28 protein-coding genes and 1 other annotated feature are annotated in these 26,747 nt (G+C 41.0%); of the genes, 4 read left to right on the top strand and 24 right to left on the bottom strand.

What is annotated here, in order from left to right; genetic code table 11:
- Positions 1-22: 22 nt before the first annotated feature.
- Positions 23-766, bottom strand: a complete 744-nt coding sequence (locus ACHBID_RS03310) for a class A sortase (protein WP_105110895.1) — start codon at positions 764-766, stop codon at positions 23-25.
- Entirely contained in the window at positions 766-3,222 is a 2,457-nt protein-coding gene (gene gyrA / locus ACHBID_RS03305; protein WP_105122589.1) for a DNA gyrase subunit A, read from the bottom strand. The genes ACHBID_RS03310 and gyrA overlap by 1 nt, the downstream gene beginning before the upstream one ends.
- Positions 3,223-3,414: 192 nt before the next feature.
- Here gyrA and ACHBID_RS03300 point away from each other — a divergent pair, with 192 nt between their 5' ends.
- Complete coding sequence (locus ACHBID_RS03300) at positions 3,415-4,398, top strand: L-lactate dehydrogenase (RefSeq protein WP_105110897.1); 984 nt, start codon at positions 3,415-3,417, stop codon at positions 4,396-4,398.
- A 32-nt stretch (positions 4,399-4,430) separates the two neighbouring features.
- Here ACHBID_RS03300 and ACHBID_RS03295 read toward each other — a convergent pair whose 3' ends face one another.
- From ACHBID_RS03295 to ACHBID_RS03255, 9 genes are all read right to left on the bottom strand, one after another.
- On the bottom strand, positions 4,431-4,964 hold the full coding sequence (locus tag ACHBID_RS03295) for a dihydrofolate reductase family protein (RefSeq protein ID WP_394731509.1): 534 nt from the start codon (positions 4,962-4,964) through the stop codon (positions 4,431-4,433).
- A gap of 57 nt (positions 4,965-5,021) precedes the next feature.
- The gene (locus ACHBID_RS03290) at positions 5,022-5,975 is read right to left on the bottom strand and encodes an ABC transporter permease (RefSeq protein WP_172021680.1); all 954 of its coding nucleotides are present in this window, start codon (positions 5,973-5,975) and stop codon (positions 5,022-5,024) included.
- A gap of 1 nt (position 5,976) precedes the next feature.
- On the bottom strand, positions 5,977-7,038 hold the full coding sequence (locus ACHBID_RS03285; RefSeq protein WP_172021679.1) for an ABC transporter permease: 1,062 nt from the start codon (positions 7,036-7,038) through the stop codon (positions 5,977-5,979).
- Entirely contained in the window at positions 7,031-8,566 is a 1,536-nt protein-coding gene (locus ACHBID_RS03280) for an ABC transporter ATP-binding protein (RefSeq protein WP_105110901.1), read from the bottom strand. The genes ACHBID_RS03285 and ACHBID_RS03280 overlap by 8 nt, the downstream gene beginning before the upstream one ends.
- Before the next feature lie 173 nt (positions 8,567-8,739).
- Complete coding sequence (locus ACHBID_RS03275; RefSeq protein WP_105161133.1) at positions 8,740-9,810, bottom strand: BMP family protein; 1,071 nt, start codon at positions 9,808-9,810, stop codon at positions 8,740-8,742.
- A 78-nt stretch (positions 9,811-9,888) separates the two neighbouring features.
- Positions 9,889-10,278, bottom strand: a complete 390-nt coding sequence (locus tag ACHBID_RS03270) for a cytidine deaminase (RefSeq protein WP_105122586.1) — start codon at positions 10,276-10,278, stop codon at positions 9,889-9,891.
- Positions 10,265-10,927, bottom strand: coding sequence for a deoxyribose-phosphate aldolase (gene deoC, locus ACHBID_RS03265; RefSeq protein WP_105122585.1), 663 nt, complete (start codon positions 10,925-10,927; stop codon positions 10,265-10,267). Before deoC ends, ACHBID_RS03270 begins: the two co-directional genes overlap by 14 nt.
- 16 nt (positions 10,928-10,943) lie before the next feature.
- Positions 10,944-12,221 carry a pyrimidine-nucleoside phosphorylase gene (locus ACHBID_RS03260; protein ID WP_257117886.1) on the bottom strand — a complete coding sequence of 426 codons (1,278 nt, stop codon included), beginning with the start codon at positions 12,219-12,221 and terminating at the stop codon, positions 10,944-10,946.
- The gene (locus tag ACHBID_RS03255; protein WP_172059339.1) at positions 12,218-12,808 is read right to left on the bottom strand and encodes a methyltransferase; all 591 of its coding nucleotides are present in this window, start codon (positions 12,806-12,808) and stop codon (positions 12,218-12,220) included. The genes ACHBID_RS03260 and ACHBID_RS03255 overlap by 4 nt, the downstream gene beginning before the upstream one ends.
- A 108-nt stretch (positions 12,809-12,916) precedes the next feature.
- On the opposite strand from ACHBID_RS03255, the gene coaA reads away from it, so the two are divergent.
- Positions 12,917-13,837: a type I pantothenate kinase gene (coaA, locus tag ACHBID_RS03250; protein WP_394731510.1), complete on the top strand. Its 921-nt coding sequence runs from the start codon at positions 12,917-12,919 to the stop codon at positions 13,835-13,837.
- A 58-nt stretch (positions 13,838-13,895) separates the two neighbouring features.
- Positions 13,896-14,144, top strand: coding sequence for a 30S ribosomal protein S20 (rpsT, locus tag ACHBID_RS03245; RefSeq protein WP_170239180.1), 249 nt, complete (start codon positions 13,896-13,898; stop codon positions 14,142-14,144).
- Between the two features lie 61 nt (positions 14,145-14,205).
- Here rpsT and ACHBID_RS03240 read toward each other — a convergent pair whose 3' ends face one another.
- From ACHBID_RS03240 to ACHBID_RS03210, 7 genes are all read right to left on the bottom strand, one after another.
- Positions 14,206-15,564: a sensor histidine kinase gene (locus ACHBID_RS03240; protein WP_394731511.1), complete on the bottom strand. Its 1,359-nt coding sequence runs from the start codon at positions 15,562-15,564 to the stop codon at positions 14,206-14,208.
- The gene (locus ACHBID_RS03235) at positions 15,554-16,228 is read right to left on the bottom strand and encodes a response regulator transcription factor (protein WP_105110909.1); all 675 of its coding nucleotides are present in this window, start codon (positions 16,226-16,228) and stop codon (positions 15,554-15,556) included. Before ACHBID_RS03235 ends, ACHBID_RS03240 begins: the two co-directional genes overlap by 11 nt.
- Before the next feature lie 522 nt (positions 16,229-16,750).
- On the bottom strand, positions 16,751-17,110 hold the full coding sequence (rplT, locus tag ACHBID_RS03230; RefSeq protein ID WP_105110910.1) for a 50S ribosomal protein L20: 360 nt from the start codon (positions 17,108-17,110) through the stop codon (positions 16,751-16,753).
- Between the two features lie 52 nt (positions 17,111-17,162).
- Entirely contained in the window at positions 17,163-17,363 is a 201-nt protein-coding gene (gene rpmI, locus ACHBID_RS03225) for a 50S ribosomal protein L35 (RefSeq protein ID WP_024375714.1), read from the bottom strand.
- Positions 17,364-17,390: 27 nt separating this feature from the next.
- The gene (gene infC, locus ACHBID_RS03220) at positions 17,391-17,897 is read right to left on the bottom strand and encodes a translation initiation factor IF-3 (protein WP_394718070.1); all 507 of its coding nucleotides are present in this window, start codon (positions 17,895-17,897) and stop codon (positions 17,391-17,393) included.
- Positions 17,898-17,937: 40 nt separating this feature from the next.
- Positions 17,938-18,066 (bottom strand) — a sequence feature (ribosomal protein L20 leader region).
- A gap of 26 nt (positions 18,067-18,092) precedes the next feature.
- Entirely contained in the window at positions 18,093-18,770 is a 678-nt protein-coding gene (gene cmk, locus ACHBID_RS03215) for a (d)CMP kinase (RefSeq protein ID WP_125265821.1), read from the bottom strand.
- A gap of 8 nt (positions 18,771-18,778) precedes the next feature.
- Positions 18,779-19,309: an SAG1386/EF1546 family surface-associated protein gene (locus tag ACHBID_RS03210; protein ID WP_105138224.1), complete on the bottom strand. Its 531-nt coding sequence runs from the start codon at positions 19,307-19,309 to the stop codon at positions 18,779-18,781.
- A gap of 48 nt (positions 19,310-19,357) precedes the next feature.
- Between ACHBID_RS03210 and ACHBID_RS03205 the strand changes: the two genes are divergently transcribed.
- The gene (locus ACHBID_RS03205) at positions 19,358-19,552 is read left to right on the top strand and encodes a ferredoxin (protein WP_105110914.1); all 195 of its coding nucleotides are present in this window, start codon (positions 19,358-19,360) and stop codon (positions 19,550-19,552) included.
- Here the strand turns inward: ACHBID_RS03205 and ACHBID_RS03200 are convergent.
- The 6 genes from ACHBID_RS03200 to ACHBID_RS03175 form a co-directional block, all read right to left on the bottom strand.
- The gene (locus ACHBID_RS03200) at positions 19,520-20,029 is read right to left on the bottom strand and encodes an EbsA family protein (protein ID WP_172063169.1); all 510 of its coding nucleotides are present in this window, start codon (positions 20,027-20,029) and stop codon (positions 19,520-19,522) included. The two genes, ACHBID_RS03205 and ACHBID_RS03200, sit on opposite strands and share 33 nt — an antisense overlap.
- 146 nt (positions 20,030-20,175) lie before the next feature.
- Complete coding sequence (locus tag ACHBID_RS03195) at positions 20,176-20,430, bottom strand: hypothetical protein (protein ID WP_170239173.1); 255 nt, start codon at positions 20,428-20,430, stop codon at positions 20,176-20,178.
- Positions 20,431-20,458: 28 nt separating this feature from the next.
- Complete coding sequence (locus tag ACHBID_RS03190; protein WP_105161123.1) at positions 20,459-21,400, bottom strand: Rpn family recombination-promoting nuclease/putative transposase; 942 nt, start codon at positions 21,398-21,400, stop codon at positions 20,459-20,461.
- A 186-nt stretch (positions 21,401-21,586) separates the two neighbouring features.
- Entirely contained in the window at positions 21,587-22,516 is a 930-nt protein-coding gene (locus tag ACHBID_RS03185) for a glycosyltransferase family 2 protein (protein WP_394731512.1), read from the bottom strand.
- On the bottom strand, positions 22,434-24,254 hold the full coding sequence (locus ACHBID_RS03180; RefSeq protein WP_394731513.1) for a hypothetical protein: 1,821 nt from the start codon (positions 24,252-24,254) through the stop codon (positions 22,434-22,436). The genes ACHBID_RS03185 and ACHBID_RS03180 overlap by 83 nt, the downstream gene beginning before the upstream one ends.
- An 11-nt stretch (positions 24,255-24,265) precedes the next feature.
- On the bottom strand, positions 24,266-26,731 hold the full coding sequence (locus tag ACHBID_RS03175) for an LTA synthase family protein (RefSeq protein WP_257104289.1): 2,466 nt from the start codon (positions 26,729-26,731) through the stop codon (positions 24,266-24,268).
- Between the last annotated feature and the right edge of the window lie 16 nt (positions 26,732-26,747).

The raw sequence follows: 26,747 nt of genomic DNA, 5'->3' as shown, positions 1-26,747 counted from the left end.
TCTACCCTTTTGACAAATCAATTTATAGTTGAACCTGATTATATGTTTGTTCAAAGTATTTGAGTGTTTCGCCATCAGCCTGGTCATAAGGAATCACTTCTTCTAAGTCCCCCTTAACAATGGTTCGCATGGTGGCAGCCAAGTCTTCACAGGTAACCAGCGTAATCTCATTTTGCCCTTCAACATCATCGATGACATAGACACTATCAGGCGTCACTGACTGAACACTTTTCACGTTATAAACATAGACGTTTTCCTTGTCAGTCAAATAAATCTTCATCCCCTCTTTGGCATTTTCAAGAGGAGAAAAGAGAGTTTCACTGGCTCCAGCCATACCAAAAATATGGTGGCTGGCTAACGAATAGTTGCCTTTACCCATTTCTTGCGTTTCTTTCATGGTGCCCGCTCCATACATGAGGGCAACGTTTGAAAGACCTTTAAAAATTGGCAAGTTAATCTTCAAATCTGGGATAGCAATCCCTCCAATAACTGGCAGCTGCTGCGCTTCCCACTGGGCCTTCATAACTGCTTCCGTAGAGATAGATTCTACTTGAGCAAAATCAAATGTAGTGTCCACCTCTTTATTGCTAGCAATTTCTTCCTTGGATACTTTGGTTACCTGATACTTATTACTGTTCCAGGCAATCATCATATTGCGGATAGATGTGTTGAAAATCAAGGCTAGCGAGATGAGCATTAGGAGACCCACTGCAAGATTTCTCAACCATGACCCCCGTCTTGCTTTCCTTTTCTTATCCTTTGTCATTACTTATCCTCTTCTTCCGTATTTTCTTCGCCTTCTGCGGCATCAACCAGTGCAAAGGTCATGATTTTCGCTTCCTGATCCAGTTTCATTACCTTGACACCCATAGTCGAACGACCTGTTTGCGAAATATTGGCAACGCTGGTCCGAATAATGACACCTGTATCAGTAATCACCATGATGTCCTCAGTGCCTGACACCGTAATCAATCCAGCCAATGGACCATTCTTTTCTGCCACTTTCATGGTGATAATTCCCTTACCACCACGACCTTTTGTCGGATATTCACTCGCAGGCGTCCGTTTACCAAAGCCCTTCTCGGATAACACCAGAACTTCCTGGTCATCGGAAATCATGGTCGCTCCGACCACCTGGTCACCGTCTCGCAGGGTAATCCCTTTGACACCCGTTGCAATACGGCTCATACCGCGGACAGCTGTCTCCGTAAAACGTACAGTATAGCCAAACTTGGTTCCCATAATGACGTCTGCCTGACCATCTGTCAAGAAAACATTGATGAGTTCATCATCTTCTTTCAAATTCAGAGCCTTGAGACCATTTTGACGGATATTGCCAAATTCGGACACGCTGGTACGTTTGACAATCCCCTGACGAGTCGCAAAGAAGAGATAATGGCCATCTTCCTGCTCCTTGGTCACATTGATAATGGTCTGGATGGACTCATTTTCCTCCAGTTTGAGGAGATTGACCACTGGCAATCCCTTGGCAGTCCGACCGTATTCAGGAATTTCGTAACCTTTCAGACGGTAAACACGGCCTTTGTTGGTAAAGAAGAGCAGACGGTCATGGGTGCTGGTTGACACCAGTTCACGGACAAAGTCGTCGTCCTTTACACCTGTCCCCTGAACACCGCGTCCACCACGTTTCTGAGCGTGGAATTCATCCTGGGCCAAACGCTTGATATAGCCCTGGTTTGACAAGGTAATCAAGACATCTGCCTCTTCAATCAAGTCCTCGTCTTCTAGTGACAAGACCTCACCGACCATCAATTCTGTCCGACGTTCATCCGCATACTTGCGCTTCACTTCGTCCAGCTCTTCCTTGATGATGAGAATCACACGCTCTGGCTTGGCCAAAATATCCGCCAAATCAGCAATCAAAGCTATCAATTCATCATATTCAGACTGAATCTTATCACGTTCCAATCCTGTCAGACGACGGAGACGCATATCCAGAATAGCCTGGCTCTGACGCTCTGAAAGATTGAATTTGGCCATCAATTCTGCTTGGGCAATAGCATCCGTTTCCGAATTGCGGATGATACGAATAACCTCGTCAATATGATCCAGCGCAATCAGCAAGCCTTCTAAAATATGGGCACGTGCCTCAGCCTTCTCCTTGTCAAACTGGGTCCGACGGGTTACTACTTCTTTTTGATGCTCGATATAGGATTCTAAAATCTGACGAACAGAAAGGATTTTCGGAACACCATTTTGAATAGCCAACATGTTGAAACTAAAGTTGGTTTGGAGCTGGGTCTGCTTGAAGAGATTGTTCAAAATCACGTTGGCAGAGGCATCACGACGCACCTCAATGACGAAACGAACACCCTCACGGTTGGACTCATCACGGACCGCGGTAATACCGTCAATCCGTTTTTCCTGCACCAAGCGAACAATATGTTCTTGAACCTTGGATTTGTTGACCATGTAAGGAAATTCCGTTACGACAATCCGCTCACGGCCATTGCCATATTCTTCAATCTCCGTGCGCGAGCGCAGGGTAATCGATCCCTTACCAGTCTCGTAAGCACGGTGAATACCTGATTTACCCATAACCAGGGCTCCCGTTGGAAAGTCAGGCCCCGGTAAAACCTCCATAATTTCACGAGTGGTGACTTCTGGATTGTCCATAACCAGCTTGACCGCGTCAATGGTTTCACCCAGATTATGCGGCGGAATATTGGTCGCCATACCAACGGCGATACCTGTCGTCCCGTTGACCAAAAGGTTGGGGAATCGTGCTGGCAATACCTCTGGCTCACGCTCGCTGGAATCATAGTTGTCCGCGAAATTAACGGTATTTTTGTTAATATCACGCAGCATTTCTAACGCAATCTTGCTCATCCGAGCTTCAGTGTAACGCTGGGCAGCGGCACCGTCCCCGTCCATGGAACCAAAGTTCCCGTGACCATCAACTAACATGTGGCGATAAGACCACCACTGGGCCATACGGACCATGGCCTCATAGATGGCAAAATCCCCATGCGGATGGTATTTACCCATAACATCACCCGTGATACGGGCAGATTTCTTATGGGGCTTGTCGGGAGTGATTCCCAATTCGTTCATTCCATACAAAATACGGCGATGAACCGGCTTAAGACCGTCACGCACATCTGGCAGTGCACGAGAAACAATGACACTCATCGCATAGTCAATGAATGAGCTTTTCATTTCGTTGGTCAGATTCACCGTCACTAAGTTTTTATCTTGCATTCTATGCCTCATTTCAACTGCATTCTTACTACTATTATACCATATTCTGGGGCTCTTTTCTGACTTGGGAATTGCTATGTAAACATTTTCAAGTCCCTATTTCCAAGTGACAAACCACAGGAAAAGTGCTAGAATGGAATGTGGTCAGGGGACAACATGCCCCCTAAATAAAACTAAGGAGATGTTTAGAAGATGACTGCAACTAAACAACACAAAAAAGTGATCCTTGTCGGTGATGGTGCCGTAGGTTCAGCTTATGCTTATGCCCTTGTCAACCAAGGTATTGGTCAAGAATTGGGTATCATTGATATCAATAAGGACCGTACACAAGGTGACGCGGAAGATTTGAGCCACGCTTTGGCCTTCACTTCACCAAAGAAAATTTATTCTGCTGAGTACTCTGATGCTCACGATGCTGACCTTGTTGTATTGACAGCAGGTTTGCCACAAAAACCAGGTGAAACTCGCCTTGAATTGGTAGAGAAAAACCTCCGTATCAACCAACAAATCGTTTCTGAAATCGTTAAGTCTGGTTTCGACGGTATCTTCCTCGTCGCTGCTAACCCAGTTGATATCTTGACTTACTCAACTTGGAAATTCTCAGGCTTCCCTAAAGAGCGCGTTATCGGTTCAGGTACTTCACTTGACTCAGCTCGTTTCCGTCAAGCATTGGCTGATAAGATTGGTATCGACGCTCGTTCCGTCCACGCCTACATCATGGGTGAGCACGGTGACTCTGAGTTCGCTGTGTGGTCACACGCTAACGTTGCTGGTGTGAAATTGTACGACTGGTTGCAAGACAACCGAGATATCGATGAGCAAGGTCTTGTTGACTTGTTTGTATCCGTTCGTGATGCTGCTTACTCAATCATCAATAAAAAAGGTGCTACTTACTACGGTATCGGTGTTGCCCTTGCCCGTATCACTAAAGCAATCTTTGATGATGAAAATGCTGTACTTCCATTGTCAGTTTACCAAGCTGGTCAATACGAAGGTGTTGAAGATGTCTTCATCGGTCAACCAGCTATCATCGGCGCACATGGTATCGTTCGTCCAGTAAACATCCCATTGAACGAAGCTGAATTGCAAAAAATGCAAGCTTCTGCAAAACAATTGAAAGATATCATGGACGACGCATTTGCTAACCCTGAAATCGCAGCTGCAATCAAAAACTAAGATAAAAAAGATGAGTTGATTTAGCTCATCTTTTATTTATCTCGCACATCATAGCGGAGCATGGCGATGCCATCTGTCACAGTTGATTCGACCAAAGTCAATGTCTGCTCTTCTGATAAAAAATCAAAGAGACGAATGCCATTTCCTAAAATAGTTGGTATAATCCCGATAATAAAATGATCAATCAATCTTTCCTTAAGACAAATTTGAACGAGTTGAGCGCCACCAAACAACCAGATATCTGAACCATCTTCTCCTTTCAACTTTTTGATTACATCAACAATATTTGAAACAAAGCGGACATTGTCATAGCTGGGCTGTTGATGGCGACTAGCAATGATAAACTCCTTCTCCTCATATCCGGCAATCATTTCCAGAGGACAATCTTCTAGTGATTTTCTGCCCATAATAACCGTATCACACGATTTGAAAAAAGCTTCATTATCAAACTGCAGGCTCGTATCATAGTCAGTTGTTCCATGCCCTTGTATCCAATCGTAAGAACCATCCGTTCTGGCGATGTAGCCGTCTAAACTCATGGCAATATTTAATACTAACCGACGCATAAATCTCCTTTCAAAAGGCAGAACCCCCAACAAATGCTGAGGGTTCTTGTTGTATAGCTATTTTGATTTGATATAGTTGATACCGTCGGCTTTTGGTGCCACAGCTTTACCAAAGAAGGCAGACAGGGCAATAACGGTAATCAAGTAAGGTGCAATTTGCAGGTAAACGGTCGGAATATCTTTCAAGCCTGGCAACTGGCTACCGATAACCGCCAAACTTTGTGACAAACCAAAGAAGAGACTGGCTAACATAGCACCAAGCGGATTCCATTTACCAAAGATAACAGCGGCCAGGGCAATGAAACCTGAACCAACGATGGTTGTCGCTGAAAAGTTGATGTTTACCGATTGAGCACTTACTGCTCCTCCAACACCGCCAAGGAAACCGGCAATCAATACACCCGCGTAACGCATAGCATAAACGTTAATACCCAGTGTATCAGCCGCTTGTGGGTGCTCACCAACTGAACGGAGACGCAAACCGAATTTCGTTTTATACAGGATAAACCAAGATAGGAAGGCTGTTGCAATCGCGACATAGCCCATCAAACTGGTGTTCTTGAAGAAGAGGTCCCCTAAGACCGGAATATCTGCCAACACTGGAAAAGAGAATTTACCAAATGATTGACGAATACTATCTGTCTGACCTTTATTGTAAATAACCTTAACCAGGAAGACTCCGAGAGCTGGTGCTAAGAGGTTGAGTACCGTTCCTGACACGACATGGTCCGCGCGGAAGTTAATGGTCGCCATGGCATGGATTGCCGCAAAGACAACTCCAGCCAAACCACCAACAATCACTGCTAATAGCGGGGTAGCTTTACCAAAGGTCTCAGCAAATTCAATATTGAAGACAACTCCAGCAAAGGCACCAATAACCATGATCCCTTCCAGACCGACGTTGACAATACCACCACGCTCAGAGAACACACCACCTAGACTGGTGAAAATCAATGGCGCTGAATAAATCAGCATTTGCGAAATGAGTAGCGTTAAAATAGTCAAGTTCATCTTATTTTACCCCTTTCGCTTTCTTTTTTGAGTTGAGTAACTGCTCAAAGATAAATTTCACACCGATGAAGAAGATGATAGACGCTGTTACAACGTTGATCAATTCTGGTGGAATCTGAGCACGAACCATACCTGGAGCACCTACAGATAGGGCACCGAAGAGGAAGGCCGCAAATGGAATACCAAGCGGTGAGTTAGTTGCTAGAAGAGCAACAGACATACCGTTGAAACCAATATCCAGGTTACCACTTTGAATATAGACATTCTGGAAGGTACCCAAACCTTGGATAGCTCCACCCAGGCCAGCAAGTGCTCCTGAAATAATCATAGACAAGATGATAGTCCGTTTTGCCGACATACCTGCATAATCAGACGCTGTCGGGTTGATACCAACCGAACGGATTTCAAAACCAAGTGTCGTCTTGGTCAAGAGGAACCAGATAACAATAACAGCGATAATGGCAAAGAAGATACCGATATTCATACGCGAATTGTCTGTCAAAGCCCGCAACCACTCTGTTTGATAGGAAGCATTGGCCGAAACGTTGACAGACGAGTCCGTATTTTTCATCAAATCATCTGAGAAAATATCACGGATAATGTAGTTCCCAGAATAGAGTAAGATGTAGTTCATCATGATGGTTACGATGACCTCACTGGTTCCCAGATAGGCACGGAGAACACCAGGAATGGCTCCAGCAATTCCACCAGCTAACATAGCAATGATTACCGTTGCCAAAATCAAGACTGGACGAGGTAAATCTGGATTAGCCAAGGCAAACCAGCCTGCAAAAATCCAGCCTACATAAGCTTGACCAGACAAACCGACGTTGAAGAAACCAGCACGACTCGCCACCGCAAAACCAAGGGCAGTGAAAATCAGCGGTGCCATAGCACGGAAAATTTCACCGACAGACTTGATAGTACCGAAGGCTGAGTAGAACAATTCCTCATAGCCCCAGATTGGGTCATAGCCAAAAATCAACATGACAATTGATCCCAATACAAGACCGCTCACAACAGCAAGTAAAGGAAGGATCAGATTTTGATATTTCTTAAGCATGTTCTTCTCCTTTCTCAATGTGACCACCTGCCATCAACACACCGAGCTCTTGCTTGTTGGTCTTAGCAGGGTCAACGATACCATGGATGACACCATCATGGATAACTGCAATACGGTCTGAAACATCCAAGATTTCATCCAATTCAAAGCTGACAACCAAAACAGCTTTCCCTTTATCACGCTCGGCAATGAGACGCTTACGGATGTATTCAATGGCACCAACGTCCAAACCACGGGTCGGTTGGCTAACAATCAAGAGATCGGGATTACGGTCCACTTCACGAGCGATAATAGCTTTCTGCTGGTTACCACCAGAAAGTGCCTTGGCAGGTACCAATTCACTGGCGCCGCGAACATCGAATTCTTGCATCAATTGACGGGCTTTTTCATTGATAACGTTGTAGTTCAAAATACCATTCTTAGAAACGGGTTCTTTGTAGTAGGTCTGTAGAGAAATATTTTCGGCTACCGTCATTGGAAGGACCAAACCATCGCGGTGACGGTCTTCTGGTACGTGGCTGACCTGCATCTCTGTAATCTTACGAGGGGTCTTACCAACCACTTCTTCACCCTTAATCTTGATAGAACCAGATTTGACCTTACGGAGACCTGTAATGGCCTGAATGAGCTCACTCTGACCATTTCCATCGATACCTGCGATACCGACGACTTCGCCAGCACGGACTTCCAAATTCAAGCCCTTAACAGCTGGAATTCCACGGTTCTCATTAACAACCAGATCCTTAATAGACAAAATGACTTCTTTTGGATTGGCAGGAATTTTCTCTGTTTTAAAGGAAACAGAACGGCCTACCATCCACTCAGCCAAGTCTTGGTTGGTTGCATCTCCGACAGGAACTGTCTCGATTGATTTACCACGACGGATAACCGTTACCGTATCAGCAACCGCACGAATCTCATCCAGCTTATGGGTAATCAAGATGATGGATTTGCCTTCAGAAACCAGGGTCTTCATAATCTTCAAGAGCTCTGCAATTTCCGCGGGAGTCAAAACAGCCGTAGGTTCGTCGAAAATGAGCAAGTCAGCTCCGCGATAGAGAGTTTTCAAGATTTCAACACGCTGTTGAGCACCGACCGAAATATCCGCAACCTTGGCAGTTGGGTCAACTTCCAAACCATATTTCTGGGAAAGCTCTTTAATCTCAACAATAGCCTTCTTGAGGTCAATCACACCGCCCTTGGTTGTCTCACTACCGAGGATAATATTTTCCGCAACTGTAAAGGCATCCACCAACATAAAGTGCTGGTGAACCATCCCGATACCCAAGTGGGCTGCCCTAGAAGGTGAATCAATGTTAACTGGTTGACCATTGATAACAATTTCACCGCTAGTCGGTTCCAAGAGACCAGCCAGCATGTTCATCAATGTTGATTTACCGGCACCATTCTCACCGAGCAGGGCATGGATTTCACCACGTCTGACATTCAAATTGATGTGGTCATTCGCAACAAACTCACCAAAAATTTTGGTGATTTCACGCATCTCAATGACATAATCCTTAGTCATAATCTATTTCCTTTCTGACTACAATCGCTAAACGAAAAATCGTTTTCACATAACTATTGTACCATTTTTGTCAGTAAAACCTACCACCATTTGATAGGCTTTACTGAGAAAAATCTCAGCTCCGAAAAGGGCGACCGATAGGCCGCCACTTCGGAAAACTAATGTTATTCAGCTTATTTTTCTGGTGTTTCTGGAACTTCAACTTTACCATCCAAGATTGCTTGTTTAGCGTCTGCGACAGCTTTAGAAGCATCTTCAGAAAGGTTTGTTTCAGCCAATTCTACACCTTTGTCAGCAAGTGAGAATTGAACAACTGTACCACCAGGGAATTCACCTTTAACTGCTTTTTCAGTGATGTCTTTAACTGAAGTACCAACTTCTTTGATGGTTGATGCCAATACGAAGTTAGATTCTTTACCGTCTTTAGAAGTGTAAACACCTTCAGCAGATTGGTCACGGTCAACACCGATTACCCAAACTTTATCTGCTTCATCACGAGTTTCGTTTTCAGCTTTAGCAGCAGCAAATACACCATTACCAGTACCACCAGATGCGTGGAAGATAATGTCTGCACCTGCAGCGTATTGAGCAGCAGCGATTGTTTGACCTTTTGCAGCATCACCGAATGAACCTGCATAATCGATTGTGATTTTGATGTCTGGGTTTACAGACTTAGCACCAGCTACGAAACCAGCTTCAAAGCGGTCGATAACGACACCTTCCATACCACCGATGAAACCAACGTGGTTTGTTTTAGTAGATTTAGCAGCTGCAACACCTGCCAAGTAAGAAGCTTGGTGGTCTGCAAATCCAACGCTGACTACGTTCTCTTGATCTGGAACAACTGAGTCAACGATTACAAAGTGAGTTTCTGGGTTATTTGGAGCTGCTTCAGCAATCGCAGTTTCCAAGGCGAAACCAATACCGAATACAAGGTTGTAACCACCAGCAACAGCTGAGTCAAGGTTTGTTACGTAGTCTGATTCACTTTGTGATTGAATGTAGTCATAGCCGCTACCTTTTGACAAACCATTTTCGTCACCCCAAGCAGTCAAACCTTCCCAAGCTGACTGGTTAAATGAACGGTCATCAACACCACCGATGTCTGTTACGATCATTGGCTTAACTGATATTTCTGATGAGTCTGTTGAGGCTGCTTCTTTGTTTGCAGTACGGCTTCCACAGGCAGCCAATGTAAGAGCTGCAACAGTAGCTAGACCAAATCCGACAAGTTTCTTGTTCATTTCTGAACCCTCCTAAAAAATTCTTTTTGCAACTTTCGTTGCGGTGATGATACTACAGTCTAACGACTGTCTTACAGACTAGTTCAGGTCTGTAAAAGAATATGGAAGTAATTCCCCGACTGTCATCTCGACTGTCGATAGATCTTTGGCAACAAGTGTTACCTTTAAATCCTTATCAAAAAATTCAGCCATGACCTGGCGACAAGCACCACATGGTGAAACTGGTTTCTCTGTCTGACCATAAACAATCAGCTCAGAAAAATCCAAGACGCCCTCTGAAACAGCTTTGAAAATAGCTGTTCGTTCGCCACAGTTGGTCAAGCCAAAGCTGGCGTTTTCAATGTTAACACCTGTAAAGACTTGCCCATCCTTGGCAACCAAGACAGCTCCAATTGGAAAATGAGAATAGGGAACGTAGGCTTTCTTACTCACTTCCTCAGATAATTTTATCAACTCAGTAGTCGCCATCTGCTACAGCTCCGTTCATAATCGCTACACCTGAAGATGCACCAATACGGGTTGCACCAGCTTCGATAAAGGCAAGGGCATCCTCATAGGTACGCGCACCACCAGATGCTTTGACACCCATATCTGGTCCTACTGTTTGGCGCATCAAGGTAACATCAACCACTGTCGCACCACCTGTAGAAAATCCAGTAGAAGTCTTAACAAAATCAGCACCGGCCTCTTGAGACAATTGACAAGCCTTCACCTTTTCCTCATCGGTCAAAAGACAGGTTTCGATGATGACTTTAACCAATTTATCGCCACTGGCTTCCACAACCGCCTGTATATCTTCCAATACTAGGTCATAGTTCTGAGATTTGAGGGCACCAATATTGATGACCATATCAATCTCGTCTGCACCATTTGCAATCGCATCCTTGGTCTCAAAAGCCTTGACAGCTGGCGTGTTAGCTCCCAGAGGAAAACCAATCACTGTACAAACCTTGACCTCCGTTCCAGCTAACCTCTTTGCAGCGTAGGCAACCCAAGTTGGATTAACACAGACGCTAGCAAAGTCGTATTCTTTTGCCTCTTCAATAATCTTTGCAACCTGTTGCTCAGTTGATTCCGGTTTCAAAATGGTATGGTCGATATATTTATTTAATTTCATAAGTTTTCTCCGTACATTAAGAAATGATTTCAATGATTTCCTTCGTATTTACACTTACATCATCTATTTTAACATTTTTTTGGAAATTTGTAAGCATATTTTCCGAAATATTTTCATTTGCATAGATGGTTGCAATCGGCTGACCTTTTTCGACTGCATCCCCCACTTTTTTGTGGAAAACAATACCAGTCTCATAGTCCAGTTCATCTGTTTTTACCGCTCGACCTGCTCCTAGTTTCATGGCAAATAGACCAAATTCTAGAGCTGGCAAACCAACAATATAGCCATCTCGCTCTGCCAATACGTCCACCTTGTGGGAAACATCTGCCGGACGGTAGAGGTCTTCTAAATCGCCTCCTTGAGCCTGAACCATTTCCTCAAATTTCTTAAGGGCAGCTCCATTTTCAATATGCTGACGAACTTCCGCAACCGTCTTTTCAACATCAGCAAGTCCCAACATGATTTGAGCCAATTCACAGATAAACTCTGTCACGTCTTCCCTACCCTTGCCTTGTAAAATTTCCAAGGCCTCAAGGATTTCCAGGCGATTACCAATGCTGGTTCCCACCGGCTGAGACATATTTGTCAAAACTGCAATAGTCTTACGTCCGACAGCCTTACCAAGGTCCACCATGGTCTGAGCCAGCACACGCGCCTCTTCTACTGTCTTCATGAAGGCACCTTCGCCCACCGTGACATCAAGGAGAATGGCATCTGCACCAGCCGCAATCTTTTTAGACATAACCGAGCTTGCAATCAGGGGAATAATGTCCACCGTCGCTGTCACATCGCGCAGAGCATAAAGCAACTTATCAGCCTTGACCAAATTATCTGATTGGCCAATAACCGCAACTCCCGTCTCCTGAACCTGCTTGATAAAGTCTTCCTGAGTCACCTCAATCTGATACCCTTTAATGGACTCCAATTTGTCCAAAGTGCCACCTGTGTGACCCAAACCGCGTCCGCTCATCTTGGCAACTGGCACTTCAAAACTAGCTACCAAAGGAGCTAAAATCAAGGTTACCTTGTCACCCACACCACCAGTCGAGTGCTTGTCTACCTTGATACCAGGAATAGCAGATAAGTCAATCTGGTCACCTGATGCCACCATATTCATAGTTAAATCAGAAATCTCTCGCGTTGACATGCCTTTAAAGTAAATGGCCATCGCCAGGGCTGACATTTGGTAGTCAGGCACTGTTCCAGCCACGTAGCCCTCAATCAACCATTTAATTTCCTCAGAAGACAATTCCAAACCATCTCGTTTTTTCTGAATTAAATCAACTGCTCTCATTCTTTCACACTTTCTAAAATATAGTATCCCTTATCCTTTTTCTTTATTTGACAATTGCCAAACACTTCTTCCATCCTGGTCTTGGCACTTGGTGCGCCCTGTTTCTTTTGGATCACAATGGTCAAGCTTCCACCATCCACTAAGTATGCATGGGCACCTGAAATAACTTCGTGCACCACCGCCTTGCCAGCACGGATAGGTGGATTGGAGATAATATAATCAAAATTTCCGCTGACATTTTCATAGATATTTGACTGGAAGATAGTTGCTGGAACACCGTTTTTCTCAGCATTTTTTTCAGCCAACTCTAGCGCTCTGCTATTGATATCAATCAAGGTCACATCAACATTAAAGACCTTTGCCAAGGTTAATCCAAGTGGACCATAGCCACAGCCAACATCCAAGAGGGTCTTCCCAGTTTCTAATTCTAGGGATTGTAAAAGCACCTGACTTCCATAATCAACCATTTTCTTACTAAATACACCTGCATCTGTCAAGAATGTCATGTAGGTATCTAATAAACGGACACGGAGTTCATGAATATCATGTGCTGTACTGGGATTTTTTTCGTAATACATCTCTGACATATCTTTATTATAACATTTCCTAAAAACGTTTTCAAGAGGTTTTACTTACCTGAAAAGATATGTTAAAATAAATGACAAGAAATAATTACTAGATATGGAAAACAAAAAATGAAACATGAATTTTTAAATTTTGAAGAAATCGATCGCTCCACCTGGCAGCAACTTCACGGTAAAACCACCATCCCCTTGACTCAGAGTGAACTCAATTCCATCAAAAGTTTCAATGATAAGATCCAACTTCGTGAGGTATCAGACGTCTACCTCCCCTTGGTCAACCTCATTCACATCTATCGCAAGGCCAGAAAAGATTTAACCTTTACAAAGAGTCTCTTCCTCCAGAAATCCATTAAGTCTCAACCATTTATCATCGGTATTTCCGGAAGTGTTGCTGTTGGTAAATCCACTACCAGTCGCTTGCTCCAGATTTTGATTGCCCGCACTTTCAAGCATTCAACTGTAGAACTGGTTACTACCGACGGTTTTCTTTACCCCAATGCTACCCTAGAGGAAATGAATCTATTGGACAAAAAAGGCTTTCCTGAGTCTTATGATATGGAAAAACTGATTGGATTCTTAGACAATATCAAAAATGGTATCAATTGTGAAATTCCTGTCTATTCTCACGAAACCTACGATATTGTCCCTGATAAAAGTCAAAAAATTCAGGTCCCTGATTTTCTAATTGTCGAGGGAATCAATGTCTTCCAGAACCCTCAAAACCAGCGACTCTATGTCAGCGATTATTTTGATGTGTCTATCTATGTGGATGCCGAGGTGGAGAATATCGAAACCTGGTACTTAGAACGCTTCCAAAAATTGCTGAAGCTTGCAAAAAATGACTCTAGCAACTACTACCATCGCTACACCCGGCTCACCTATCCAGAAATCATCGCAGTCGCTCAAAATACTTGGAAAAATATCAACCTTGCCAACCTCGAAAAATACATCGAGCCGACGCGCAATCGGGCGGATATTATCTTGCACAAGGCTGAAAACCATGAAATTGATAAAATTTATCTAAAAAAATAAATAACACTTGTCAAAACCAGTCTTTTCAGATATAATGGTATGGTTAGTACAAGAAAGGGTGGAGGTGAAACCATTGGCAAACATTAAGTCAGCTATCAAACGCGCTGAATTGAACGTTAAACAAAACGCTAAAAACTCAGCACAAAAATCAGCTATGCGTACTGCAATCAAAGCATTTGAAGCTAACCCATCTGAAGAGCTTTACCGCGCTGCTAGCTCAGCAATCGATAAGGCAGAAACTAAAGGTTTGATTCACAAAAACAAAGCAAGCCGCGACAAAGCACGTCTTGCAGCAAAACTTGCGTAATAAAATCGAAGTCGTCAAGACTTCTTTTTTTATTTTAAAAATAGGACTGGCGCTGCCAATCCTATCTCGGTATCTTGATTTCAAAAATAGTTCCTGTTGGCTGGTTATCACGAATTGAAATTTCCCCCTTCAAGGAATCACTAATCTGTTTAGCCAAGGACAAGCCGAGTCCAAAACCACCTTTTTGTCGCGTTCTAGCCTTATCTACCCGATAAAAACGATCGAAGACCTTGGTCTTATCATCCTGACTAATTCCTATTCCATTGTCCGCAACTGTAAAGTACGCAAATTTATCCTTTACTCTTGCCTGAATGCTAATTTGTCCATCGTCTCCTGTATATTTCAATGCATTATCAAAAATAATAGTCAGGAGTTGTTTTAGCAGGGCCTTATCTGTCCGAATAGGCTGCTTAATATGATTCGTAACAAGTAAATCCTTGCCACTCTCTTCAGCTATAATGTTAAAATTGTCAAAGATTTCCTCGAGATATTGTGGATTCAAATCATCCATCACAATATGGAAACCATCATCTCGCCGAGCCAGACTCAGCAAATTACTGGTTAAAATCCGCATATTCCGCACTTCATCAAGACTGGAGGCAATGCTTTCACTGGATTCAATGATGGTCGCATTGGGATGACGGAAGAGCCCCTCTAGGCGATTCTGTAGGACAGTCAGTGGTGTCCTGAGCTCATGACTAGCATTCTCCACAAAATCCTTCTGCTTTTGATAGCTCAGCAAAATTGGCCGCATACTGAGTTGAGCTAAATAAAGACTGGCAAACAGCGAAATAAACCAGAAGGAGACCATGACAATCGCCACTGTTCGCTCATAGGTCTGAATAGACATTTTAATCTGACTGACATTGACACAGATAGTCGCGTATTTCAAGTCTAGCGTCGAATATTTTTCCGTTACCTCACTCGGCAACTCCAGGGTGGTATAACGGAAATCATCGTCACCAAATGGCCCTTCGACGCTGACTTCCTTTACATTTTTCAAACTTTCCTTATCAAAAGCCAATTCAGACAAACCACTGAAGACATCAGAATTGACTAGCTCACCCGCAGAATTATACAAGAGTACGTGGAAATTGGTTCCCAAACGAATGGGCTCACCGGGACCACCATCAGTATCATCTGGGAGAGTATTTGCACTCGCATTACCTTGATTGCTCTCGTGCTGAAGAATAATTTCCGAATCTGGATTCAGCATCCTAGCTGCCGCAAAATTCAAAACCAAGTCAGGATGTTGCTTGATTTTGTCAAACTTGATATCTGTACTACGATACATGGTAGACCGCATCAGTTGAAAAATAATGGCCGTCATGAATATGAAAATCAGCGTAAATACGGCAAAATAGCGGATAAAGTAGGAAAAATTGTCCGACTTGGTGAGCTTTCTCATCTTATTGATCATTTTTCAAAATATACCCTACACTTCTCAAGGTCTGTAAGCGGTCTGCGAAAACCGTTCCCTTTAATTTCTTTCGGACTTTTGAAACATAGACCTCTACTACTGAGATGGTCGTATCGCTGTCAAAGCCCCAAATACGGTCAAAAATTTGAGTTTTAGGAAGAATAACGTTCTGGTTTTGCAAGAAATACACCAGTAAATCAAATTCTTTTCCTAGTAACTCAATTTCACTGCCGTCCACATAGGTCATATTGGTAGACAAATCAACAGTCACATTGCCAAATTCTAGCTGATTATCATTGAATTTACCAGCTCGCTTCAAAAGCGCCTGAATACGCATCTTCAGCTCCTCTAGATAAAATGGCTTGGTCAGGTAATCATCCGCCCCCAATTCAAAACCGTGGCCCTTATCATCCAAGCTTTCTTTAGCCGTCGTAATCAGGACCGGAGTAGAAATTCCTTTTTCGCGGATTTCTTTTAAGACCTGAAATCCATCCTTCTCTGGCAACATCAGATCCAAGAGAATCAGATCATAGACACCTGATTCCGCCTCATAGAGGCCCTCATCGCCATCAAAAACCTGCATAACATCAGCAAAATCATCTAGAAAGTCGAACACCGAATTAGATAGGCTTACATCGTCTTCAACAAGCAATATTTTAATCAAATCGTCTCCTTTTTTACTCATTATAACATCTTCACATTCATATTTCTATTTAGAAAAAGCCAAACTAGCAACAATTCCTACTATTAAATACAGCAGGTCACGAATAGATGTTAGAACCTGTAGTTACAAGTGCGATACATTTCGATAAGGGATAGTTTCTTGCTAATCAAGGCCGCTTGAGATGGAATACTGACTGTATTTCGTGAAAAACTAGAACCTATAGTCGCAAAGGGGAAGTTTTCAGATTTGCTCTGATTTTTGTAGCAATCTAGGCAGAAATTTTTACAATACTAGAGTATTGTAAAAATTTCTAACGACGAGTGGGCTAAAATCAGAGCTAATATGAAAATTTAACCTGTGACTGTAGGTTCTACCAATGAGTGGCAGAAAAATATCCTTAGCTCAGGTTCTGAGCTGTGAAGGCAGGTTCTTATACTCCTAGCTTGACCTCTCTAGTATAAACGATGTAACTTAAAAGAAACTAAAACACAAAAAGACTTCCAAAAGGAAGCCTCCTGATAATTACTTACCAAGTTTTGCTTTTGCAGCGTCTGCAAGAGCTGTGAAACCTGCTGCATCGTTTACTGCGATATCTGCAAGCATTTTACGGTTCACTTCAATTTCAGCCAATTTCAAACCGTGCATCAATTGTGAGTATGACAAACCGTTCATACGAGCTGCCGCATTGATACGAGTGATCCACAATTTACGGAAATCACGTTTTTTCTGACGGCGGTCACGGTATGCATAGTAGTAAGAGTTCATTACTTGTTCTTTCGCAGTGCGGAACAAGAGGTGCTTAGCACCGTAGTAACCTTTAGCTAATTTTAAAATACGTTTACGGCGTTTACGAGAAACAACGCCACCTTTAACACGTGCCATTTAATTTTCCTCCAAATAATTCAAATAGTAATTGTGCAATACTGATGCGAGATTAGCGCATTTGTGTAAGCATTGACTTGATACGCTTAAAGTCACCAGCATGTACCATACCTGCTTTACGAAGGTGACGACGTTGTTTTTTAGTTTTACCGTGGAAACGGTGTGAAGTATAAGCGCGGAAGCGTTTCAATCCACCAGAACCTGTACGTTTAAAACGTTTAGCTGATGCGCGGTGAGTTTTTTGTTTTGGCATTTTAATTCTCCTTTTAGCGTAAAAAGCTTATTTTTTATCTGAAGCTGGGGCCAACTGCATAAACATTTGACGACCGTCCATCTTAGCGCGTTGTTCGATAATGGCAATATCTTGGGTTGCTTCGGCGAACTCAGCTAATACTTTCGCGCCAACTTCTTTGTGGGTAATCATACGACCCTTGAAACGGATCGAAACCTTGACCTTATTTCCTTTTTCAAGGAATTTACGGGCATTACGAAGTTTCGTCTCGAAATCCCCTTTGTCAATAACTGGACTTAGACGCACTTCTTTGACAGTGACAACACTTTGTTTCTTGCGTTGTTCTTTCTGTTTCTTCTGATACTCAAATTTGAACTTACCGTAGTCCATAATTTTAGCAACTGGCGGTTTAGCTTGCGGTTGAATCAATACTAAATCCACGTTTGCGCTATCAGCGATGGCCTGAGCCTCATTGAGCGGTTTGATTCCCAACTGTTCACCCTCAAGACCGATAAGACGAACTTCACGCACTCGAATTTCATCATTGATGAACAAATCTTGCTTTGCTATGGCTTTTCACCTCATTTTATTTTTTTCGAGAAAAACGAAACGGACTTGCTACACAAGTCCGCACTACACCATTATTCTTTCCGAAGAAATCTTAATCCGTAGGGCCAGACAACGTTAGTCGCAAGGCGAGAAGCTCTCACTTCTGCTTTTCTCAATACGACCATTCTATCATGTCCTACACTACTTGTCAAGGATTTCTTTCGCTTTTTCTGAAATAAATTGCACAACACCTTCAATAGAAACACCAGTTGTATCAAAGGTAATGGCATCTTCTGCTGCTTTGAGTGGTGAAACTGCTCGTGTACTATCTTTCAAGTCACGGGCCGCAATCTCCTCTTTCAAGGTTTCCAAATCCGTCTCAATGCCACGCGCCTTATTTTCCTTAAAACGGCGAAGGGCCCGCTCTTCAACAGAGGCAATCAGGAAAATTTTCAACTCTGCCTGAGGCAAAACAACTGTGCCAATATCACGACCATCCATGACAATGCCACCTGCCTGAGCAATTTCTTGCTGGAGTTCGACCAGTCTTTCACGAATAGGAGCCAATGCTGCCACCCAAGAAACATTGTTGGTCACGTCGTTATCACGAATGGCAAGACTGACATCCCGTTGACCGAGGAACACCAGTTGCTGGCCGTCTTCCGAACGGCCGAATGAAATCGGATGCTGAGCCAAGAGAGCTAAAATATCGTCAACCTTGTCAGCTGTCAGTTTATTTTCCAGAGCTAACAGTGTAACGGCACGATACATAGCTCCAGTGTCCAAATAGGTATAGCCAAAATTTTTCGCAATAATTTTTGCCACAGTTGACTTTCCGCTCGAAGCAGGTCCATCGATGGCGATTTGAATTGATTTCATAAATCCTCTTATCTAATTCGTACTACATCTCCTGGGTTGGCCCACCAAGTACCACCAGGTCCCACCATTTTTTCTGGATTCAAGCGTTCCAACTCAGCCATAGAAACCCCTGCTCGGTTGGCAATACTTGCAAGACCTTCGCCAGGTTGGACAGTTGTGGTTGTACCATCTCCACGATCTACCAAATCCGCAGCGGAGCTTGCCTCTGTTGATGATTCCTCAGTGGCTGCTTCTGTAGTCTCAGTCGTTTCAGTAGCATTTGAATCTTGCTCAGATGAACTCGAAGTTGCAACCTGGGCATTTTCAGCATTATAAAAACCTTCTGTCGAGTCAGTATTACTGCCACCTGTAGACAGGTAAATAGCCAAAATGATAATGGCCAAAAGGAAGAAAACAAAGATTGAAGCTAAAATAGTAAACAAGCGACTACTCGCCATCATACCTACTTTTCGATTTCTACGACTTACTGACACTTGCTCATCCTCAACTTCTTCCAATTCTTCTTCAAAAAGTTCATCATTCCATGGTTCTTGTGACATTGATAGCTTCTCCTTGTATTTTTTTCCTATTATGTTTACAATTATTCTATGAATATTAGACTGATTCCTGAAAAATGTATCGCCTGTGGTCTATGTCAGACCTACTCGCCCTTGTTTGACTATGATGATGACGGTATCGTTATTTTTAGCCATACTGAGGCTTTAGAAACAAGCATTCCAGCTGATAATCAGGCTCTCCTGGCTGCAAAATCATGCCCCACCAAGGCTATTCTTGCGGAGTGATTTCGCTTCATCTGAATAATAGACTTCAAAATAATCCTGCTTGACCAAATGGTCGACAAGCTCTATTTCGCCTTGAAATTTGGGATGAAGGGCTAAGGCATTGATGAAGTATTTCTTAGGCCACTTCCTCATGCAGAATGTTAGCTCCTCGGCTTCATTTCTCCTACAGATACTGATAGATAAATAATTGACCTTGACCTTGCTGATGGAAGCAATGTCAATTTTTTTATTCTTAAATAGATTTGCTGATGCGATATATAGATTTTCATCTTCAATGAGAAAGTACCGATGACTGCCTAAAATCGCTAAGACAATCGTCGCAAACAGCAAGAGAAAAATGATAAATACCTGGCGACTTCTCTCCAAAATGAGGGATAGCCCTAGAAAGAGAGGAACCAAGGACAGGGACCAATAGATCATCGTGGTCGCAAAATCCGGTTGCCAATGGTATCTTAATTTTCCAAATAGTCGGATCATTTTATACCTCCTTTTTCTATTTTAGCACAAAAATGAGGATTTTCCTATGGAAAATCCTTAAATTATGTGAAATTATTACAAAGAGATTGCGATTGTGTTACAGAACGGATGACGTTATTAATAGAAACACACCTGGCCAGCTCAGATTAACTGTGACTCGTCGCCAAGTTCAAAATATCGGCAACGGACAGACCTGTTCCTTGAGACATCTGGTCAACTGGGACTCCCATAGATAAAAGGTTTTGTTCAATCTCCATATTACGGATGATAACTCCCTGTTCGATTCCTTGCTCAATCCCCTCCTGCAAAGCCTTTTCACGCACGGCCTCCTCATGGCGGGTGATACCTGAATGAATTTCCCAAAAATGGTTGGATGCGTTGCGGCTCCACTGGTCTATCATGTCTACTTCCTCCTTGGTCATGGTAATCTCAAGACAGCTGTTGAGTAAGTTTTTGAACCAAACTCAAGTCCAAACCAACGAAGTCAGCTATCTGCATAGGACTACGACCTTGCTGTAACATACGACCGATCATACTCAATTGCCCTTGTTCGATTCCTTGTTCAATTCCTTGCTCAATACCAAGTTCAATCCCCTCTTTCAAGGCTTTCTCACGAACAGCCTCTTCATGGCGGGTAATACCTGAATGAATTTCCCAAAAATGGTTAGATGCATTGCGATTCCATTGGTCTATCATGTCTATTTCCTCCTTGGTCATTGCATTTCTGTCGAGCAACTGCTCGGCCTTATCAATAATAGGTGTCGGTCGTTGGCTAAAGCCTCGGTTGGAGAAAAACTCCAGCCAGAGTCGTTGTTTGTCGTCCAGCATGCTGTCACGGAACTTTTTCAGCTCGATAATCACCATTTCAAACGGTTTCTTGTACTGTCCAGTTTCACCGAAGGGCTGTTCCAGTACTTCGCCCGTCTGACTGTCCGTAATGATAAAAGAATGAATGGGACGATTGTCATCAAAATAACGGCTGGCAACAAGCGCTATCGAATAGACCGGCATGATTTTTTCATACATATCGTGGGTCTTGTAAACCTTCTTGCGAACATTGGGCAAATCCTTAACCAAATGCTGGCAAGAATAGGTCCAGAGCCGCTTGATGAAGTTCTTCTGGTAGGCCACCTGAATCTCGATAATGACCTGGGTCTGGTCCTCCATGAGAGCCAGAATATCCACTGTGGTGCTGAAAAATCCCTTCCGTTCGCGCTTGAGGTCTGCGATAGTACCATTCAAAATCTCAACAGACTGGGGGCGAAAGCCCAGAAAAGTTTCGATAAAATCAATGGTAATCTCATGGTCGCTAAAAATTTTCTTAGCAACAATATCAGCTAAGGGATTAATCTTGTGGCGGCGTTTTGACAAATCAGTATCCTCCGAATTTAGTTCTACTACTTACTTAATTCGAAAAATACTGGCAGTTTCTAAAATTATTTTATCATAAATGGAAGAAAATGTAAAAAATGAGAAAGTAAATAATAATAGTTCTTTCTCATTACATATACTTTGAAATTACCTAAGAGAGCTAGTTTTTGACAGGTACAACAAATACTATAAATTTTGTTCCTTGATAATATATATGGGACGTTTTTTTGTTTCTAAAAATATTTTTGCAATATATTTTCCTATTATCCCAATAGCTAACAGTTGAATTCCACCAATAAATAATATAATTGAAACGGTGCTTGCCCAACCTGTGATACTGCCACCAATAGTGACTTTGCGAACGACAACAAATAAAATACCCAAAATCGACATTAAGAACGATGATATTCCAGCCCAGACTGATAAATTTAAAGGTGCCTCCGAAAAATTAATGAATCCCTCCAAAGAATAATTTAATAAACTCCAAAAACTCCATGACGTTTCACCAGCGATTCTTTCCCTGTTCTCATAACTGATATAGTCTACTTCAAACCCTACCCAGGAAAATAATCCTTTTGAAAAACGGTTGACTTCTTGAAGTTCTAAGATACTATCAACTACCTGTCTTGTCATCAGACGAAAGTCTCTGGCTCCATCGATCATCTCTGTATTCGAAACTTTATTAATTAATTTATAGAATAATTTCGAGAAAAAGGAGCGAATCGGTGGTTCACCTGAGCGATCTGCACGACGAGTTCCCACAACGTCACAACCACCCTTTATTTTCTCATACATTTGGATGAGTAATTCTGGCGGATCTTGTAAGTCCACATCCATCACCGTAATGAAATCTCCCTTGGCGTGTTCTAAGCCAGCCAAAAGGCCTGCTTCTTTCCCAAAATTTCTCGAAAAAGAAAGATAATGAACATTGTCGAAATCCTTTGAAACCTCTCTGAGGATTCTTAGAGTCGCATCCTTAGAGCCATCATTAACAAATAAATATTCAAAAATTAGCTCATTAGACAATTCTTTTTCAACTTCTTGGGTAGCTGCTAGAAATGGACGGATTGTTTCTTCCTCGTTGTAACAAGGAATGATGATTGTCAGTTTTTTCATGAATTCTATACCTCTTCTTATTGGTTAAACTATAAAAGAATATGGCAAGACTGGATAGAATCTGGATTGCATAGCCAATCCATTGTACAGTAGTTTTTTTATATTGAATAGAAACATGCCCACTAGATGAAACGTTTATTACAGCCCTACCATCATAAAGAACTTTATGTGTGGCTTCCGGCTTCCCCAGAGCCTCCGCTTCTGCAACCTCTGAATATGATTTCTTTACATAAGAAAGCTCCGGTTGGGTACCGTTCGCTCCCTGTGAATAATTTGCAATATAGCCTTTGTACCAGATTCTAGGAATAACTACGAATTGCTCCCCTATACCTTCTAATAATTCAATATCGAAATCCAGCCTATTGTATCCATGCTGAATATTTGTAATCTGAACTTTCTCTGAGTCAAATTCAAATAACTTAATTGTACCATTCCTAATATTGTCGTGTACAATGTCAATATTTAAATATTCATCGCCTGAGGTATCATATGTTTTTTCTGTTGAACTATAGAATGCATTATAGGCATCTCTATTAGTATTATCCATTATCTTTTTTGCATTATCTTTGTATCCCCGTTCAGAATATGGAATAGTATCAAATGTAAATTTCATTGGAAAACTATAAAGATAGATACCCACTTGCAAAACTGTCACCAATAAAACTATTTTTTGGGGTGCAGTTTTCATAATCGCCATTAAAACAAAGACTGGCAATAGATAAATCAATCTTTCCGTATATTGGAAAACTGATAAAAATGTCTGGCGTAGCATCCCCCATGGCAAAATGTTTGATGAGAAAATAAACATTATGATGACTGTACCAATTAACTGCCTTGAATAAGTATCAAAATATTTAAAACAAAATACACTTAATATTAAGAATATAAAAATAATTGGCCAATAATAGTTCGATAGTATGGAAATTATACTTCCTGGAGCCATTAGAGCATCTGAAGGAAATGGAAAATCACGAAGTTTCCAACTAACAAAAAATGTTTGGGAACTATTTTGTTCAAGATACTGTAAAATAAATCCACTCAACAGGAAAATAGATACTATTACCGAACTAAAAAATGACATTAGTTTTGTAAAACTTAACCGTCTCACATTAAATATTACCAGTATGGCAGAAAATATCGCAAGTACAATTGTTGAAATAATGTGTGTCTGCACCAGTAATGAAATCACTACTGCTAATAATATAGGATTATTCTGATTTTTATAAAGAACTTTATAGATTGCGTAAAGTAATAATGGAATCAAGGGCACAACTGCTGTCATACCAAATCCGAAATATGTAACAGAGCATGAGACAGCGATTGCTCCAAAAATGGAACGCGATTTATCAGCTGTCATCTTCTCCAACACATAATATGTCGACCAAACTGTTAGAAGTGTCAACTGTCCTACAAATGCTGAAAATGCAAATGTCGCAACTTTAGTTTTAAGAAAAACTAAGGCCGGAAAGTATAGCATCCAGTTTCCATAAAACATTGGAAGCCCATATCCCGATCCATACAGAAACAGATAGTTTAAATTCGGCAATAAATCCTTATTAGTAAGCGAATGTGCCAATCCGACTATCCTTCCTAAATGAAAAGGGTAGTCGTATATGATACTTGATACATTTGCAGATACAAATGAAACCAATGTAAATACTGCCGAATAAATCAATAAAAATAGATACCGACTTTTAAAAATCTTTTTACCCGTATCATAAAAATTTTTCTTGTTCAATCAACTCTCCTTTAATTAATACTAAAAAAACCATTATAGTCTTTTAAGTAAAATTTTCCAGCAGTTATATCATACTGAATTAATTTTAGATCTTCTAAAATTTCTTTTTGGGACTGTGAAAGATCACTCTTATCAACACTCGCATTCTCTAAAACATCCGTAAGTAGCGCATAATATGGAGATACTTTTGAATTCGTATGTGCCAACACAGCTGCAGGGAAATCACTTGAATTGAGTATCGGGAAATCGACCTTTTTAGTGTCGTGATTACTCCAAATAAAGTAATCTGTCAGATATTGACTCTCTGGCTTATTCTCAAATGCAGATGAAGGGTAAAATCCCGGAAGATGGTCTCCGTAAAATACAACCGTTATTTTTTTATCAACTTTCGAAAGTTTTTGTAAAAATTCTTTTGTGACAATGTCCGTTTCATTTACCAACCGAGCATAATTCGTCAACCTTGCATTTTCTAATTCTGTAAATCCCTCACCCGTACCATAAATAGACTGAGGTTTATCCATCATCCAAGGAATATGATTTTGATAAGTTATAACAGAAAAAAATTGACTTTCCTTGGTATCAATTTTATCGAGAATATTCTGGTAAGTAGAAGCATCACTAGGGAAACCACCATATTTTTCATTTATAGTTGGTGGCAAAGCATTTTTGTCATCTGCAACAAAGTTATCAAATTTTAATCGCTTATATACATCTGCTCGAGAATATAGTTGTGTTTGTCCTAAATGTATCACAAATCTATTATCAGATAGATAGCTATCGCCAATAGAAGGTAATTTTTTCATTTTTGGAACTACTTCAACATTATAAATAGATACAGAGGAAGACAAATTATAAAAAGGTAATCCAAGCAATGTCTGAATTTCAACATTAGCAGTACCTCCACCATAGGCATCCGATTTCATTAGCCCACTGGTTGTTTTAGATTTAATCTCATCAATATTTTTTAAGATATTTTCACTTAGTTGCACACCCTTGACCCTATTTGGGTTGGACAATCCTTCGCTCAAAATAAAAATCAAAGTCTCGTCAGAAATATTTTTATCCCTAGTTTTATTAATTTCCGTTGCTCGGTTTGTGTATTTCTCAACCAGTCCCTCAATAGTAGCTCTATTGTAGTTCTCCGGTTTATCCATCACTGGTTTTGTTAACTGTTTTATCCATACATACATCAATGACTGATATCGAGCACTTCCTACATGTCCAGTAAATGCTATATTCCTGGTATTATTTAATCTAGATAGAACTGGAATATTATTTGGTATTAATCCTCCATCTTGCTTATAGAATATTGTTATAATTCCACTAAAAATAGAGAATACAGAAATAAACCAAAATATCCTCTTTTTAATAGAAGTTACAATCGCTCCTTTGAGAAATCTTTTATTTAATACATAATAAACTACAATAAAGAAAGCCAGCAACAAGATCGTCATAAAAAATAATTTTGCATCTAAGAAACTAAATATCAAATCTAACTCTGTCGCCATTGAGAAATCAACTAATAGTAAGGGTTCATTTCTCAAGTTAAATTTTAGGAAATTAGCAATTGAAATCGCTATTCCTGAAAATAAGATTAAAAGAGTAGACGCCCAATATCTATTAAAAATTGAATAAACAATCAAAAAAATTAAGGCTAACATTATAATTTGAAATAAAGTTGCACCTGGAAAAATAAATTCTCCTAAATAATCTTCATCCGCTCTTATACCAAATTGTATTGAGAAATTAAAAATCAAAGCAAAAAATAGGCTACTAATAAAAGCTAAGGAAACTGAAGATTTATTTTTTCTAATCTCATCAAATGCATTCCAAAACGAAAAAGCAATCAGCGTAACTGTAAAGACAATGGTTGGAACTTTATAAGCTATTGAGACTAAGAAATTATTAAATTGTTCATAGTCATCTAAATACAAGAACTGCCTTATATTTTCCAACAGTTTACTATCATATGTCACTATAAGTGACGTAAGCAGTGCCAATAATATATCGGAAATGTATTTATCTGAGAAAAAATCACCAATCTCTTGCAACGAACGACAGCGTTTTGAAATAAATTGGGCGATATAAGCTAGACCTATTATGCTAACAACAACTTTCCAACCACCAATTTCAAAGAAATTATTATCCTGAAAACCGAAAATATAGAAAGATTCATTGTTTAAATTTCTAGTAAATAACAACAAATAAGAGATAAATAAGTATAAGACATATGAAGCTAGTAACCGTAATAGAAAAGTTCTGTTTACGTGCTTTGATAATCCTATAGATAAAATAAACAAAGATATACTTGAAGCAATGATAAAGGTATATCTATACGTGGCAATTGCTTGCCCAATTAATCTAAAATCAATTGTATACTCGCTAACAGTATAGAAACTAATTATCAAAGTGGCCACTACTAGAATCAAAATAGCAAAATATTTTCTTAACTTTATTTTTTCTACAATTTCTTTCATTTTTACTATATTATTC

The organism is Streptococcus sp. A25 (genome assembly GCF_043674095.1).
GTDB lineage: Bacteria > Bacillota > Bacilli > Lactobacillales > Streptococcaceae > Streptococcus > Streptococcus suis_V.
Note: the sequence above shows the minus strand (reverse complement) of the source record. Positions and strands in the feature narration are given on the sequence as shown.